This window comes from Thalassospira sp. HF15, from assembly GCF_011806525.1.
GTDB lineage: Bacteria > Pseudomonadota > Alphaproteobacteria > Rhodospirillales > Thalassospiraceae > Thalassospira.
Window position 1 is genome coordinate 141858 of the sequence record NZ_JAAVKI010000004.1, and the last position, 14899, is coordinate 156756.

Sequence of the window (14899 nt, forward strand, 5' to 3'; positions counted from 1 at the left end):
ATATGAACAACGGTTTTTCCCTTCATCCGCAACTTGCCGCCGATACCACCTTGGTTACCGACGGACCGCTTTCACATGTTCTGTTGATGAATGATGCGCGTTATCCGTGGCTTATTCTGGTACCCCGTCATCCCGACCTTGTTGATTACGACGACCTGAGTGCCGAAGATCGCAAAATACTGGGCGATGAGGTCGCCGCGGTTTCAAGCGTGATCAAACGCCGCTTTGATGCCTTTAAGACCAATGTGGCAATGCTGGGCAATATGGTGCCGCAACTCCATTGCCACGTCATCGGACGTTTCAAGGATGACGTGGCATGGCCGGGCCCGGTCTGGGGTGTCGGTACAGCAGAACCTTATGAAGAAGAAGCAGGACGCGACCGACTGGCTGCGCTGCGCGCCGATCTGGTATCGGCCTTCAAACATCTCTGAACCTCTAAGACCGAAATAGCGCCATATCCCTTCCTCATGAAAAGGACCGCCCCATGGCCGACGCCGAACGCGACACGATCTTTTTGCTAAAGCCGGATTTCAAGGATCCGGCATGGCCCGGTCAGCGGTTCTATTGCTGGCATTGTGCACTGATTGATGGGGTACTTGCCTCATTCCCGGATTTGCAGGGCGCGTTGGACATTCACCATATTGCTTGGGACCGTCCGCGCGCCGAGGTGGTCGAAATACTGGGTGAAGAGCATCAATCGCTTCCGGTCATGATCCTTAAATCGGGCGATACATCCTCGCTGCAGACCGGGCACGCCAATGGCCAAGCCTTTATCGCCGACAAAGATGCCATTTTGCTCGCCCTTAGCGAGCGTCATGGATTTCCTGTTCCCCACCCTTGACGCACATCAAGGCAGGCAAGTTTGGAATAATGCAAAAGACGGACAGAACGAATTAATCGGGATGTCCGTCATGCAGCTTGCGCTTTACGAAAAATACGACCTGCGACTGCCGCGCTATACCAGCTATCCGACCGCGCCGCACTTCCATGCTGGCGTCGATGGTAAGGTGTTTGAAGGCTGGCTGGGTGATCTTGATCCCGAACAACCGCTGTCGCTTTATCTGCATGTCCCCTATTGCGAGGAAATGTGCTGGTTCTGCGGCTGCAACACCAAGATCACCAAGAACTACAAACCGGTGAACGGTTATGTCGAAGCCCTTCTGACAGAGATCGAAGGCACGCTTGGCAAACTGCCGAGGGACAAGAATTTCAGCGTTTCGCACATTCACTTTGGTGGCGGCAGCCCGACCATCCTCAAGGCCGAAGACCTGCGCGCCATCATGGCCGCAATCCGTGCACGCCTTGATATCCTTGATGATGCCGAAATCGCCATTGAAATGGATCCGCGCACCGCGACCGATGACTTCATGGAAGCCATGGTCGAATGCGGCTTTAACCGGGCCAGCATTGGCATTCAGGATTTCAACCAACAGGTCCAGACTGCGGTCAACCGCATTCAAAGCATGCAGCTTGTCCGGGATGTGATCGCCAAGCTGCGTTCGCACGGGATTTGCGGCATCAATGTCGATCTGATGTATGGCCTGCCGTTCCAGAGCGTTGAATCATTGCGTGAAACCGTCGATCAAACCGTCGAACTGTGCCCCGATCGCTTGTCAGTGTTTGGCTATGCCCATGTGCCCTGGATGAAAAAGCACCAACAGCTTATCCCGGTCGAGGCCCTGCCAAATACCGAGGAACGCTGGGCCCAGTATGAGGAAATCCAGAACCGCCTTGCCAAGCATGGCTTTGTTGCCATCGGGCTTGATCACTTTGCCCATCAGGCCGATAGCATGGCGCGGGCCCTTGCCGATGGCGAGTTACACCGTAACTTCCAAGGCTACACCACCGACCGTGCCGAGGCCCTGATCGGGTTTGGCCCATCTGCGATTTCATCGCTGCCGCAGGGCTATGCCCAGAACGACCCGGCACTGGCCCGCTGGCAGCGTGCGGTTGAAGATGGCAAATGCGCCATCGAAAAGGGTGTTGCATTGACAGCAGACGACAAATTGCGCCGCGATATTATCAACGAACTGATGTGCAATCTTGCCGTTGACCTTGATCAGGTGTGCACCAGCCACGGCATTTCAGCAGATCGTTTCGCGCCAGAGCTTGAACGCATCAAGGCCATGACCCAGGATGGCATTGTCGAAGTTAACGGTAATCACATTGAACTAAGTGAGCTCGGCCGCCCACTGGTGCGTGCGGTTTGTGCTGCGTTCGATACCTATCTGGACCATGCCCACGGGCGACATTCACAAGCTGTTTGATAGAACTGACCGCGACAACAAAGGGAGCCTGATGGCTCCCTTTTTTTAATAGGGTTCAGGCCCCTTTGCGCAGCGACAGGATAGCAATGCCGCTGACCACAACCAGACCACCCAACATCTGGATTGGGCTGATTATCTGTCCCAGAATGACCCAGCCAAACAACAAAGTCGCAATCGGCTCCATATTCATCACCGGCGCATTACGGGCCATATCAAGGCGCGGTACATTAATGAACAGAACCGCGAATGCCCCGCCATACAGCAACATCAACGCCACAAGTCCCATCCATCCCGGTGCAGCTTGTGGCAGCCCCATGCCGCCGGGCAACACATCACCGATCCCGGCTATGATCATGCAAATGAAAACAACCAACATGGTGAACATGGAGCGCACCGGCCCACTTATCCCGGCAAGCTTGTGATCGGTCACCCAGAAGGCCACCGAAAGAACGGTTGCCGCCATCAAGGCAAACCCGATGCCCAACCACCAGCTTGACGTGACTTCTGCCCCGCCCGTCAAAATGGCGGGAAGATCAAGCGCCAGCACCAAACCGAACAGAATAAACAGCATCAGACCTGTGGCACGTAGCGTCGGGCGCGGGCCGCCAAGCGCCCATGTCAGCAAGGCCAGAATGATCGGAAATGTATTTGCCGTCAGCAACGCCAGCGCAACCGGCACACGGGCCACTGCAGAATAAAGACACAGGCTTTGGATGGTGATCATCAATCCCAAAACCAACTGCCAACGCCCCAGTCGACGTGGCAGCCGGATCGAATGGCGTTTGATAAAGACAATCGCAATCAGGATCGAAAGCGCCACCCCAGACCGGCACAATATCGCCAAAAGAAGCCCGGTACCATTTTCAAAAGCCAGACGGGCGGCGACATGGTTGCCGGCAAAGAAACAGGCAACAGTCGCCAAAAACGCAACGGCAATATGGCGTGGAAATAATTGCGGTGCGTTCGCAGGACGGGAACCGGATGACGACATGGGGGCGAATTTCCAAAGTGGTGGCGCCCAACGAATAGACCTCACAGCCCCAGATAAAACAAGGCTTTATCAAACATCCGGATGGGAAGGCGCACCAAGCAATTCAAGACAGCGTTGCGCAACCATGCGCGCGGGCTGCAAGGACGGGTGCTTGAATGGTACCAGTTCGGTATCGGGCAAAAGCGGTCGGGCATAGCCGCCTTCATAAAGGCTTTGATGCAGTCGTTTGTGGCGCTTGTTGGCCAGACCATCCGGATCAAAGATATATACGCCCCCCGGGGCCGCAGCTGCTTCGCAGCACATGGAAACCGAATCACTGGTCACGATCTTTACATCGGCAAGGGCAAGATAACCGAAATAGGGGTTCTCGGCCTGCGATGTCCAGTCATGCAGATGATAAGGCACGCCCGAGGTCGCAAGACGCTCTGCAATCAAGGCCTCGTTTTCCAAACCCGTCCGACGGCTGGTGGTGACAAGCAAGGATCCATTGACTGCACTTGCAGCCCCAACCGCCTTGTCGATCAGTGTCTCTGCCATGTCTTTGGTAAAGGTCGTTCTCTTGGTGCTGCCACCAATGATCAGCGCAAACCGCGGTTCAGGAAGGCCTTTGAATTGCGGGCGCCATTTGTCGGCCTCAATCAAAAGCCTGCTTTCGGTCACACGATGCGGTGCGCCCGGAATTTCAACGATGTTTTCACGAATGATGGATCGATCATGGGCAGGGACGGCAATCAGATCAAAGGCACTTTCGCCACCATCCGGGCGCATGATGATACAAATGCGTGTATGTCCGCGACTTTGTTTTTTGATCCAGCGCGCCACCGGCGCAGAGCGCCGACCGCAACAAATGACAAGATCTGGCCACGGCGCAACCAGCCGCCTGCGCGAAGCATCATCAATGCCAATCAGGCTGGACCTGCGGATAAAGTTCGGAAGACGAACAGATTTCGTAAACCCGATATCGATACGCTTGAAAGGTTTTGCAAGCGCCTCGGCCACCCCCAAGCACTGATTGACATTGCCGGTACGGTCATCAGCCAGCACCCAGATCAGATGTGTCTCTTCTTCGCTCATGCAGGGAACTTTCCTGACAGGTTGGTTCGGGTTTGTTTCGGGCGCTGAAAGTGTGAAGCGAAAATCCCGCGATTGCTTTTCTGATAGGTACAGCCTGATCAGACGATTATCAAGCGCCAGGAGCTTGAAGAAAAATTGCGCTGGGCTTTGAAATCTTTTTGTAATCTAATCCCGGCGCCCCACCTGTAAGATATCAAAACCTATTCCAAAGAATGGGCCATCAAAAGCCCAAGGCCAACGTGGACAGAATGCTCAGCAGCTCAGTTTCAGTCAAAAGAACATCACGGATCGTCCTGTGTGCCTTGCTGGTATTGCTCCCGGTAACTGTGTGGCTCGTGACCACGTTCTGGCATCAAGCAAAACTGATCGACATCACCGAGGACGGACGCAACAAGCTTGAGCTTTATCGCTCCAACCTTCAGGGCGCGATCAAGGAACATGAATACCTTCCGATTACGCTGGCATCCGACAAACGCATTATAGATCTGGCACTATATGCCGACCCGAGCAATGCCAAGGCAGTGAATATCTATCTGCAAAAGCTTGCAGCCGACAGCGGCGCTTCAGACATCTATTTCATGGATCGCAATGGTGCGACCCTGGCTGCGAGCAACTGGAACAGCGATGCCTCCTTTATCGGACGCAACTTTTCCTTCCGTCCCTATTTCCAACAAGCCAAAAGAGGCCTGACCGGGCATTACTTTGCCTTTGGGATCACCTCGAACGTGCCGGGCTATTACATCTCCCACCCCGTGCGCCCGGACGGGACGACTTTTGCTGGCGCCGTGGTTGTCAAAACCCACCTTGAAGCGCTTGTGCAACGCTGGACGCGCGGCAGCGAGAGTGTTCTGGTCACCGACCAGAACGGGATCGTGATCATTTCATCCAATCTGGATTGGCGGTTCCGTGATCTTGCAGGCCTCGACAGCAAGGATCGCCCGCGCCTGATCGCATCGCGCAAATATGGCAACTACCCGCTTGAACCGATGCCACTGCTTGATGGTGCGTGGCCCATCGATGACAATCCTACAACACTCAGCCTTGGACCAGTCGCCCAAGATGCAAATGATAGTGCCGCCATTCCACAAACGACCGGCACCCTGAAGACCCGCCCCGACGAGCCCGCCAAGACCACCTATCTGGCGACGGCCAGCACCCTGCCCAAGCAGGGATGGCGGATGTATCTTCTGACAAACAAGTCAGTTCTGGATCGTTCTGTCATCAGTGCCGGCGTTATGGGCGGGGCCGCACATATCATCCTGACAGGCCTGATTTTCATCATCCTGCAGCGCCGGCGTTCGATGCTTGAGCAACTGGAAATGCGCGACTGGTCACAACGCGAACTCGAACGTCAGGTCAGGCTGCGCACCACCGACCTTATGAACACCAACCAGCGTCTTGCAGAAGAAATCACCGAACGGTCGCGGACCGAAGACGCCCTGCGAACTGCACAAGCTGAACTGGTTCAAACCAGCAAGCTTGCCGCCCTTGGTCAGATGTCGGCTGGCATCGCCCATGAAATCAACCAGCCCCTGACGGCCATTCGGAACTATGCAGAAAATGCGCTGAAATTCATTGCGCGCGGCAATGCTGAAACCGCCAACCGCAACCTGCAGCGTATCTCCGAACTGACTGATCGCATGGGGCGGATCACAAGCAACCTCAAGACCTTTTCACGTCGTCCGGAACAGGATAACCATCCGGTCGATGTCCCGGCCCAGATGAAAATCGCAATTGACCTTGCCCTTGAAACCGGGCGAGCCGGTGTTGAGAACATCACCCTGCATCAGCACGGCGATATCAAACCGGTGATTGCCGAGGCCAATCAACTGACCCAGGTCTTTACCAATCTGGTCAATAACGCTGCCGATGCCTGCCATAACATGGACAACCCGGAAATCGACATCTCGATTACCGGTGGCGACGACCGCATGATCATCAAGGTCAACGATAACGGCCATGGCATTCTGCCAGAAAACCTGCCGAAGCTTTTTGATCCCTTCTTTACGACCAAACCATTTGGCGATGGGCTGGGACTTGGGCTTTCGATCTGCTATGGCATCATCCGAAGCTTTGGCGGCACAATCCGTGCGGAAAACCGCCCGCAAGGCGGCGCATCCTTTATTGTCGAACTGCGCTATGACGGGCCTGGTGACAGCACCGGGGAAAACAGTATCTCGACGCCTGAGTTTCCGACTGCTAAAACATCGGCTCAAACGACGACACACCTTGAAGAACATTACGATCAGAGCTGACGCATTTATGCGCCTCTGATCCACGTTCCGGGTCAGAGGATAAACCAGTGCCGACAAGTGCCGAATGCGTTCTGTTTGTTGATGACGACGAAGATGTGCGTGAAGCCGCACAGCAAACGCTGGAGCTTGCCGACATCCCCGTCGAAGTCGTTGCCGACGCATCTTCTGCGATTGACCGCTTGAAAAATGGTTGGCCGGGTGTGGTGATTTCCGACATTCGCATGCCCAAAATGGATGGCCTGGAACTTCTGTCTCAAGTCAAAAAGATCGATGCGGAAATGCCGGTCATTCTGGTGACTGGCCATGGCGATGTCGCAACCGCCGTTCAGGCCATGCATGATGGCGCGTTTGATTTTATCGAAAAACCCTATGCGCCGGATTTGTTCATCGATATCACCCGGCGCGCGATGAACCACCGCAAGCTTGTCCTTGAAAATCGCACGCTCAAGATCGAACTGGCCCGCCATACCAAAAACGCATCGGACTTCATCGGCCGCAACCCGGCAATGGAAAAACTCCGGACCCTGATTGGCAATGTCGCCAGCACCAATGCACATGTCCTGATCAACGGTGAAACCGGATCAGGCAAGGAAGTCATCGCGCGCAACCTGCATGAAATGTCGGGCCGGCCCGGGCCTTTTGTTGCGGTTAATTGCGGCGGCATGCCCGAACACCTGATTGAATCCGAGCTGTTCGGTCACGAGGCTGGCGCCTTCACCGGTGCTGATCACAAACGCATCGGCAAGTTCGAATTCGCCGACAAAGGCACGCTGTTCCTTGATGAAATTGAAAGCATGCCGCTTGCCCTGCAGATCAAGCTGCTGCGTGTCTTGCAGGAACGCGCGCTTGAGCGCCTTGGATCGAACCGGGTTCTTCCAATTGACCTGCGCGTTGTTGCCGCCACCAAGGTCGACCTGCGCGCTGCATCCTCCCAGGGTGAATTCCGAGAAGACCTTTATTACCGCCTGAATGTCGTGCAACTGCATATCCCGCCATTGCGCGACCGCAAGGATGACATTGCCCTGTTGCTTGAATATTTCACGCGTGACGCTGCCAAACGGTTTGATCGAACGGTAGCCCCGCTAACACCCGCGGAACTGGCAAGGTTCAGTGCCTATGACTGGCCGGGCAATGTCCGCGAATTACGCAATGCTGCCGAACGCCGCGTACTGGGCCTTGACCCGTTGGCAACGGCTGAGGACGACAAAGAAAATTATGGCGTTCCCCTGCCCCAGCAGGTCGAAGCGTTTGAGCGAAGCCTGATCACCGAAGCCCTGCGTGAACACGGTGGCAATGTCACCGCCACCGTTTCTGCACTCGGCGTGCCACGCAAGACATTCTATGACAAGCTGACCAAATACAGCATCGTGCCCGCCGAATTCAGACGCCCGCGCAGCGGAAATACTTCAGAGCCCGTCAAATAGACGGGCTTTTTTTATATCTGGTTTTGCCCGCCCCCTATGACACAAACATGTGCGAAATATAATGTGTGAATAACCACACATTATTGGGAAAAACATGCGTGAAATCACAAACATAATACGACAAATTTGCTGCGCTGCAGCAACGCGAAATTGAACTTATCGCATTGATATAACTCCATAATTATCACCTCCCTTGAACTGGCCCGCTGCTTGCTGATGACGGCACAGCGCCAAACGGCGTTTTAGAATGACGCCAAAAAGGCGCGCTAACGGGAAAACAGATTTAATTCATCAAGGGAGACGTAATAATGCGTCCTATCAGCAAAAGCATTCTTGCTGCTGGCGTTGCTGCCGCAGCACTTCTGGGTACCAACTTTGCCGCTTCCGCACAGGAAGTGATCAAGTTCGCGCACGTCGTTGCGCCGAACACCCCGAAGGGTCAGGGTGCGGAATTCTTCAAGAAACGCGCAGAAGAGATTCTTGGCGACAAGGTCAAAATCGAAGTCTATCCGAACTCGCAGCTGTTTGATGACAGCAAGGTTCTGGCCGCCATCCTGCGCGGTGACGTGCAGTTCGGCGCACCGTCGCTGGCAAAATTCGGCAAATGGACCAAAAAACTTCAGGTCTATGATCTTCCGTTCCTGTTCAAGGATATGGACGCCGTTTCCTGCTTCCAGAACGGTGAAAAAGGTCAGGAACTTCTGGGTTCCATGTCATCCAAGGGCCTGACCGGTGTCGGTTACTGGCACAATGGCCTGAAACAGCTTTCCGCCAACAAGCCGCTGCGCATGCCGACCGATGCCGAAGGCCTGAAATTCCGTATTCAGTCATCTGACGTGATCGCTGCACAGTTCGAAGCTGTCGATGCCGTCCCGCAGAAAATGGCGTTCTCGGAAACCTATTCGGCCCTTCAGACCGGCGTTGTTGATGGTCAGGAAAACACCTGGTCGAATATCTATTCCAAGAAGTTCTTCGAAGTTCAGGATTACATCAGCGAGTCCAACCATGGCCTGCTCGATTATATGGTCGTAACCTCGACCAAATGGTGGGAAGGTCTGGATCCGGAAATCCGCGAAGGTCTGGCACAGGCGATGACCGAAGCATCCGAATATGCCAACAACCTGTCGGCCGATCTGACCGCAGAACAGCGTCAGGCAGTTATCGATTCCGGTGAAACCGAAGTTCTGCAACTGACCGATGCCGAGTTTGCCGCTTGGCGTGACGCCGTCAAACCGGTCTGGAATGAGTTCGCAGACGATATCGGTCAGGACATCATCGACGCGGCTGCTGCGTGTAACTGATCACGCACTGTTTGAAATCCAACATTATCGGAAAAGGACCGTTTACGATGATCTCAACGGTCGTTAACCGGCTGGAGGAGGGCATTATTGCCCTCCTGCTCGCCGCCATGACGTCGCTTACCTTTGTAAACGTCGTGATGCGTTATGTGTTTAATTCCGGCCTGACCTGGGCGCTGGAAATCACCGAATTCCTGTTTGCCTGGCTGATCCTGTTTGGCATGTCCTATGGGGTCAAGGTCGGCTCCCATATCGGTGTCGATGCCCTTGTCCGCCTGTTCCCCAACAGCGTCCAGCGCGTGATCGGCCTGATCGTGGTCGCAGCAGGCATCCTGTATTCAAGCTGGCTGATCATTGGCGGCTGGGAGCTTGTCAGCTTCAACCACATGCTTGAAATGGAAGCCGAAGACAGCCCGGTCATGCTGTGGTTCGTCTATCTGATCATGCCGGTCGGCGCAGCCTTGCTGGCTTTCCGCTTGGCACAGGTTGGCTGGCGTATCATCACCGGCAAACAGGTCGGCTTTAATCTGGCAGACGAAGCACGCGAAGCCATTGACCAACTTGGCGCAAGCATCGCAGATGACGACAAGTCCGCCACTGCTTCGACGCCGAAATCGTAAGCCGAACGGGGGAAACATTTAAATGACGATTGCATTCCTGTTTATCCTGCTGTTTGGCCTGATGGCGATGGGCGCACCGATTGCCATTTCGCTGGGCGTTGCGTCGCTCTCAACCATCTTGATGTTTGGCGATGACAGCCTTGCCACGCTGGCCGAGAAACTTTTTGGCGGCATGGAACACTACACCCTACTTGCCATTCCCTACTTTATTCTGGCATCGGCCTTTCTGTCGACCGGTGGGGTGGCCCGCCGCCTGATCCGTTTTGCCATTGATACGGTCGGCTGGTTCCCGGGCGGCCTTGCCATGGCATCGGTTCTGGCCTGCATGCTGTTTGCGGCTGTTTCCGGATCAAGCCCGGCCACGGTTGTTGCCATTGGCTCCATCGTGATTGCCGGCATGGTGCGCGCTGGCTACCCGCAAAGCTTTGCCGCCGGCGTCATCTGTAACGCCGGCACCCTTGGCATCCTGATCCCGCCATCGATTGTGATGGTGGTTTATGCCGCCGCAACCGAAGTATCGGTGGGCCGTATGTTCCTTGGTGGTGTCATTCCGGGGATCATGGTGGGACTGATTCTGATGACCGCGATCTATATCGTGGCGCGCGTGAAGAAACTGCCAAGCCAGCCACGCCCGACCCTTGGCGAATGGGGAAGCGCACTGTTTTCCGCATCGGGTGGTTTGTTGCTGGTGATCCTGATCATGGGCGGTATTTATGGCGGCGTGTTCACCCCGACCGAGGCCGCGGCTGTGGCCGCGTTCTATGCCATGTTTGTCGCCGTGCTGTTTTACCGCGACATGGGCCCGATCAAGGAGCAATCCTGGGTACCGGAAAGCGGCAACACATCAATTGGCAGCCTGATCGCCCACAATGTGCCGAAAATGGGCAAGGCACTTGCCCTGCTGCCGTTTGACAAGGAAGTTCGTCACGTCCTTCTGGATGCCGGTAAAGTCACGATCATGCTGATGTTCATCATCGCCAATGCGATGCTGTTTGCCCATGTTCTGACATCCGAACGTATCCCGCACACCATTGCCGAAACCATCATCGGCTGGGGACTTCCGGCATGGGGCTTCCTGATTGTTGTGAACATCGTTCTGCTGATTGCCGGGAACTTCATGGAGCCAAGCGCGATCCTTCTGATCATGGCGCCGATCCTGTTTCCGATTGCCATGCAGCTTGGCATTGATCCGATCCATCTGGGCATCATCATGGTGGTCAATATGGAAATCGGCATGATCACGCCGCCGGTTGGCTTGAACCTGTTCGTGACATCCGGGATTACGGGCATGCCGTTGCTCAAGGTCGTCAAGGCAGCCTTCCCGTGGCTTCTGATCCTGCTGGGCTTCCTGATTATCATCACTTATGTCCCGGCGATATCGACCTGGCTTCCGACCACCCTGATGGGGCCGGAACGCATCATGACCCACTAATGGGCAGCCAGCAAAATACAAGCACCAAGACCAAGGGCGGCATTCAAACGGATGCCGCCCTTGATGTATTTCAGTGCCATAGCAGGTCACATGCGGTAGTATTAAGCATGTCCACAACAACCAAGAAAAACGCAGACCAACTGCGTCCCTGAAAAGGAGTGGTATCGATATGTCCAAGATGAACTTCAACGACTATGGCCGCTGCATGGCGACCTATAACAGCTGGCAGAATGGCGTGTTGTTTGATTTGTGCGAACAGATCGGCGATGTCGAACGGCGTCAGGATCGCGGCATGTTTTTCGGATCCATCCACAATACGCTCAACCATATCCTTTATGTCGATCTGCGCATTCTGACCATTTTGCGCACTGGTGAAGCGGGGCCTTTCGACGCAACCTCGACCGTCGCCGATGACTTTGAAACGCTCAAAGCCATGCGGACGGAAGTTGATGCTGAAATCAGCGAATTTGTCGAAGGCACGGATCACAGCTGGCAGGATGAAATCCGCGAACTGCCCTTCCCGGATGGTGTTACACGCAAATTGCCACGCCAGCTATTTCTCGTTCAGCTGTTCAACCATCAAACCCATCATCGTGCACAGATCACAAGCGAGCTGCACAAGATGGGACTTGATTATGGCAACACCGACGTGCCCTACACGCCTGACCTGCCACTTTATTGAAACAGCGAACGTCAAAACCAAGCCTTGATCAGGGCCGTTCTGATGTCCCGCTGCCCTGATCAGGCCCCCAATTCCGCCCGCAACCAGGCAACGAGCGCCTCGGTGGCCGGGTCAGAAACCTGACCGCGCAATCCTCTGAAAACCGATATCCCGGCAGGATGAAACACCTGCTCGGTACAGGGGCGTATCAGCACGCCCTGATCCAGCATCTGTTCGACGGTTCTCTGCCAACCCAGTGCGATCCCCTGCCCTGATACGGCAGCCTGCAAAACCAGTGGATAGCTATCAAAGTCCTTCGTTTTCACATGCCCAATATCCGTCGCCCCGACCTCATCAAGCCAACCATCCCAATCAAGCCAATCCTGCGGCACGACCCGATGCGATAGCAAAACATGATCCGGCAGGTTTTCAAGCTTCAAGGGCGTCTGATCTGACCCAAGATAAGTCGGGCTGCATACCGGAAAAACAGCATCGGACGCCGTAAAGGCCAGTGGATAGGAACCGTGCCTGCGCCCTGTTGTTTGCAGGGCGACATCAAACGGTTGATCGGCATCCACAATCGGCGTGACCGAACTTTTGACCCGAAGTTCGATTTCGGGATGTTGATGATGAAAATCCGACAGGCGCGGCATCAGCCAATAAAACGCCTCGCACAGCTGACAAAACAAGACGATCTCGCCAGATGTCCCGGTTTTGCGCAAAAACGCGGCTTCTTGTGAAATGTCGCCCAACGCCAGACCAACAATTCGCCCGAAACGACGCCCCTCCTCTGTCAAAAAGACGGCCCGGTTGCGCCGTTCAAACAATACAGCCCCAAGATCCTTTTCCAGAACTCGGATCTGTTTGCTAATCGCTGCCTGTGTAAGCCCAAGCTCCTCCGCGGCCAGCGTAAAGCTCTCATGCCGTGCAGCAGCCTCAAACGGCAACAGGGATGTCAGGGGCGGCAAGTTGCGCTGCCATTTTTCCATAACCAAAACTCATGAAAAATAGATCAGAAGTCGTTTCAGATTGCCCGCAAATAAAGATAGACACAACCCTATGAACTCGAACACTGGCAAATTCACTGAAATCCCCCTGCCCCGGAACAGTACATTCCTTGGGGTTATCTTAATCACGTCTGCAGTGTGTCTTCTTTCGCTGTCCGACGCCCTTGTCAAACTGCATAACGACCGCTTCAGCCTTGCCCAACTGATTTTTCTGCGCTCCGCACTGGCTTGCATCTTTTTGTTCGTGATCTGGTGGTTCAGAACACCGGGCGCCAGATCACGCTTGCGCCCCACACGTTGGGTGATCGTGCGCAGCTTGCTTCTGTGTGCGATGTGGTTTCTTTATTATTGCGGCCTTCCGGACATGTCATTCGCGCTTGCCGCCGCTGCTTTATATACCGCTCCGCTTTTTATGGCGGTATTTGCCCGCCTGATCCTTGGAACACCAATTGATCTTCCCGACCAGGTTGCCTTGGGGGCTGGTTTGATCGGGGTTGTGATGGCTGTCCAACCCAATCCCGAAAACGTATCGCCCGCCCTGCTGCTGCCTTTTGGCGCGGCCGCCTGCTATGCGATGTCGGCGGTTCTGACACGGGCTCATTGCCGCAACGAGACGTCTTTGGGCATGGCGATCAATCTAAATCTTTGCCTGACCGCTGGCAGCGGTATCGCGTTAGTGGTTATTGCAGGCATCAGTCCAGAAATAACCAGCACAACACCATCGTTCCTTATGGACGGCTGGCGCACGCTTTCCCTGACAGACTTCGGGATTATTTGCCTGCTTGCCGTCTTCATGACCTATATCGCCGTTTCCGTTGCACATGCCTACAAGACGTCTACCTCGGTCACAGTTGGCTTGTTTGACAATGCCTATCTTGTTTTCGCCGTCATTTGGAGCATCATGCTGTTCGGTGACATCCCCAATCCGATGAGTCTGGCAGGAATCACATTGCTCGCAGGGGCGGCAGTCATGTCCGCGCTCCCACGCCGCAATATCCGCCTCAAGACATCATAGGTCCCGTTATAACCCGGCAGATGGGTGCTTACTTTCCGGTAAAGACCGGTTTGCGCTTTTCAAGGAACGCGGTGTAGCCTTCCTTGAAATCGGCACTTTCAAAGGCGCGGTAGCCTTCATCAAACGCATGCGCATCAACTGCCCCGCCCTGACGCAGGCGGTTCAACATGCTTTTATGTGCACGCTGGGTCAGCGGTGCACCACCGGCAATGCGCTTGCCGGTCTTGGCAACTTCTTCGTCAAACGTCTCAAGCGCGACATGGCGCGCGATAAAGCCAATCTCACGGGCGCGCGCAACATCAAAGACCTGACCTTCAAGCAGGATTTCAAATAATGCGGCCTCACCCAGCAGATCCAGCATGATTTCCAGTTCCGGATAACCCAGCGTCGCGCCCAATTTCATCGGCGGCACGGCGAACTTTGCGTTATCCGCAGCAATGCGCATATCGCAAGACGCGGCCAGCACGAATGATGCGCCCATACACGGCCCGTCAATTGCGGCGATCACCGGATGGGTACAATTCTGTATGGTTTGAAGTGCCTCGGCATGCAGCATGCCGTAGTCACGTGCCTTCTCGAACCCGGACCGTTCACGAACGAACTCATGGATGTCGGCCCCGGCCCCGAACCCGGCCCCTTCACCACCACGGATGATCACGCACCGCAGATCAAGATCATCGGACAATTCCTGAACGATCTTGGCAAGCTCCCCCCACATCGGTTTGGTCAGGGCATTCTTGCGTTCCGGCTGACAGATCGCGATGGTGGCAACACGATCCTCGATGGTGACATTCAATCCGGTCTGGTCGGTCATGGCATTTCCTCTGAGGCTTGTGGGGCTTGCTGGCTGGATAC

Annotated in this window: 14 protein-coding genes and 1 pseudogene; 11 read left to right on the top strand and 4 right to left on the bottom strand. The window is 54.9% G+C overall.

The window, feature by feature from the left end; translation table 11 throughout:
* Positions 1 to 2: 2 nt before the first annotated feature.
* The 3 genes from HED22_RS09975 to hemN all read left to right on the top strand — a co-directional run bounded on the left by HED22_RS09975 (position 3) and on the right by hemN (position 2267).
* Positions 3 to 431 carry an HIT domain-containing protein gene (locus HED22_RS09975; protein WP_167721707.1) on the top strand — a complete coding sequence of 143 codons (429 nt, stop codon included), beginning with the start codon at positions 3 to 5 and terminating at the stop codon, positions 429 to 431.
* Between the two features lie 53 nt (positions 432 to 484).
* The gene (locus tag HED22_RS09980; protein WP_167721710.1) at positions 485 to 841 is read left to right on the top strand and encodes a DUF3088 domain-containing protein; all 357 of its coding nucleotides are present in this window, start codon (positions 485 to 487) and stop codon (positions 839 to 841) included.
* Between the two features lie 70 nt (positions 842 to 911).
* On the top strand, positions 912 to 2267 hold the full coding sequence (gene hemN / locus HED22_RS09985) for an oxygen-independent coproporphyrinogen III oxidase (RefSeq protein ID WP_167721712.1): 1356 nt from the start codon (positions 912 to 914) through the stop codon (positions 2265 to 2267).
* Between the two features lie 55 nt (positions 2268 to 2322).
* Here hemN and HED22_RS09990 read toward each other — a convergent pair whose 3' ends face one another.
* Complete coding sequence (locus HED22_RS09990; RefSeq protein WP_167721714.1) at positions 2323 to 3258, bottom strand: DMT family transporter; 936 nt, start codon at positions 3256 to 3258, stop codon at positions 2323 to 2325.
* Positions 3259 to 3327: 69 nt separating this feature from the next.
* Positions 3328 to 4332 (bottom strand): mitochondrial fission ELM1 family protein, encoded by a 1005-nt coding sequence (locus HED22_RS09995; RefSeq protein ID WP_167721716.1) that lies wholly within the window; start codon positions 4330 to 4332, stop codon positions 3328 to 3330.
* Between the two features lie 335 nt (positions 4333 to 4667).
* Here HED22_RS09995 and HED22_RS10000 point away from each other — a divergent pair, with 335 nt between their 5' ends.
* From HED22_RS10000 to HED22_RS10025, 6 genes are all read left to right on the top strand, one after another.
* Positions 4668 to 6587, top strand: coding sequence for an ATP-binding protein (locus HED22_RS10000; RefSeq protein WP_368484494.1), 1920 nt, complete (start codon positions 4668 to 4670; stop codon positions 6585 to 6587).
* A gap of 47 nt (positions 6588 to 6634) precedes the next feature.
* Entirely contained in the window at positions 6635 to 8011 is a 1377-nt protein-coding gene (locus HED22_RS10005) for a sigma-54 dependent transcriptional regulator (protein ID WP_167721720.1), read from the top strand.
* A gap of 308 nt (positions 8012 to 8319) precedes the next feature.
* Positions 8320 to 9312, top strand: a complete 993-nt coding sequence (locus HED22_RS10010; protein ID WP_175581195.1) for a TRAP transporter substrate-binding protein — start codon at positions 8320 to 8322, stop codon at positions 9310 to 9312.
* A 47-nt stretch (positions 9313 to 9359) separates the two neighbouring features.
* Complete coding sequence (locus HED22_RS10015) at positions 9360 to 9929, top strand: TRAP transporter small permease (RefSeq protein ID WP_167721722.1); 570 nt, start codon at positions 9360 to 9362, stop codon at positions 9927 to 9929.
* Positions 9930 to 9951: 22 nt separating this feature from the next.
* A complete protein-coding gene (locus tag HED22_RS10020; protein WP_167721724.1) occupies positions 9952 to 11361 on the top strand; it encodes a TRAP transporter large permease in 1410 nt (469 codons plus the stop codon).
* A gap of 169 nt (positions 11362 to 11530) precedes the next feature.
* A complete protein-coding gene (locus tag HED22_RS10025) occupies positions 11531 to 12043 on the top strand; it encodes a DinB family protein (RefSeq protein ID WP_167721726.1) in 513 nt (170 codons plus the stop codon).
* A 59-nt stretch (positions 12044 to 12102) separates the two neighbouring features.
* On the opposite strand, the gene HED22_RS10030 is transcribed toward HED22_RS10025, so the two are convergent.
* Positions 12103 to 13011, bottom strand: a complete 909-nt coding sequence (locus HED22_RS10030) for a LysR substrate-binding domain-containing protein (RefSeq protein WP_167721728.1) — start codon at positions 13009 to 13011, stop codon at positions 12103 to 12105.
* A 70-nt stretch (positions 13012 to 13081) separates the two neighbouring features.
* Between HED22_RS10030 and HED22_RS19805 the strand changes: the two are divergent.
* Positions 13082 to 13522 (top strand): annotated as a pseudogene (locus HED22_RS19805) (EamA family transporter); the annotation flags it as partial.
* 6 nt (positions 13523 to 13528) lie between these two features.
* The gene (locus HED22_RS19640; RefSeq protein WP_254869926.1) at positions 13529 to 14044 is read left to right on the top strand and encodes an EamA family transporter; all 516 of its coding nucleotides are present in this window, start codon (positions 13529 to 13531) and stop codon (positions 14042 to 14044) included.
* A gap of 28 nt (positions 14045 to 14072) precedes the next feature.
* On the opposite strand, the gene HED22_RS10040 is transcribed toward HED22_RS19640, so the two are convergent.
* Positions 14073 to 14858: an enoyl-CoA hydratase-related protein gene (locus HED22_RS10040; protein ID WP_167721732.1), complete on the bottom strand. Its 786-nt coding sequence runs from the start codon at positions 14856 to 14858 to the stop codon at positions 14073 to 14075.
* Between the last annotated feature and the right edge of the window lie 41 nt (positions 14859 to 14899).

Excerpts from the sequence above, each read along its gene's own strand:
- HED22_RS10040 (WP_167721732.1), bottom strand. The coding sequence starts at position 14,858 with ATGACCGACCAGACCGGATTGAATGTCACCATCGAGGATCGTGTTGCC.
- HED22_RS09975 (WP_167721707.1), top strand. The coding sequence starts at position 3 with ATGAACAACGGTTTTTCCCTTCATCCGCAACTTGCCGCCGATACCACC.
- HED22_RS09995 (WP_167721716.1), bottom strand. The coding sequence starts at position 4,332 with ATGAGCGAAGAAGAGACACATCTGATCTGGGTGCTGGCTGATGACCGT.
- HED22_RS10025 (WP_167721726.1), top strand. The coding sequence starts at position 11,531 with ATGTCCAAGATGAACTTCAACGACTATGGCCGCTGCATGGCGACCTAT.
- HED22_RS09980 (WP_167721710.1), top strand. The coding sequence starts at position 485 with ATGGCCGACGCCGAACGCGACACGATCTTTTTGCTAAAGCCGGATTTC.
- HED22_RS10015 (WP_167721722.1), top strand. The coding sequence starts at position 9,360 with ATGATCTCAACGGTCGTTAACCGGCTGGAGGAGGGCATTATTGCCCTC.
- HED22_RS10030 (WP_167721728.1), bottom strand. The coding sequence starts at position 13,011 with ATGGAAAAATGGCAGCGCAACTTGCCGCCCCTGACATCCCTGTTGCCG.
- HED22_RS10010 (WP_175581195.1), top strand. The coding sequence starts at position 8,320 with ATGCGTCCTATCAGCAAAAGCATTCTTGCTGCTGGCGTTGCTGCCGCA.
- hemN (WP_167721712.1), top strand. The coding sequence starts at position 912 with ATGCAGCTTGCGCTTTACGAAAAATACGACCTGCGACTGCCGCGCTAT.
- HED22_RS19640 (WP_254869926.1), top strand. The coding sequence starts at position 13,529 with ATGGCTGTCCAACCCAATCCCGAAAACGTATCGCCCGCCCTGCTGCTG.
- HED22_RS10020 (WP_167721724.1), top strand. The coding sequence starts at position 9,952 with ATGACGATTGCATTCCTGTTTATCCTGCTGTTTGGCCTGATGGCGATG.
- HED22_RS09990 (WP_167721714.1), bottom strand. The coding sequence starts at position 3,258 with ATGTCGTCATCCGGTTCCCGTCCTGCGAACGCACCGCAATTATTTCCA.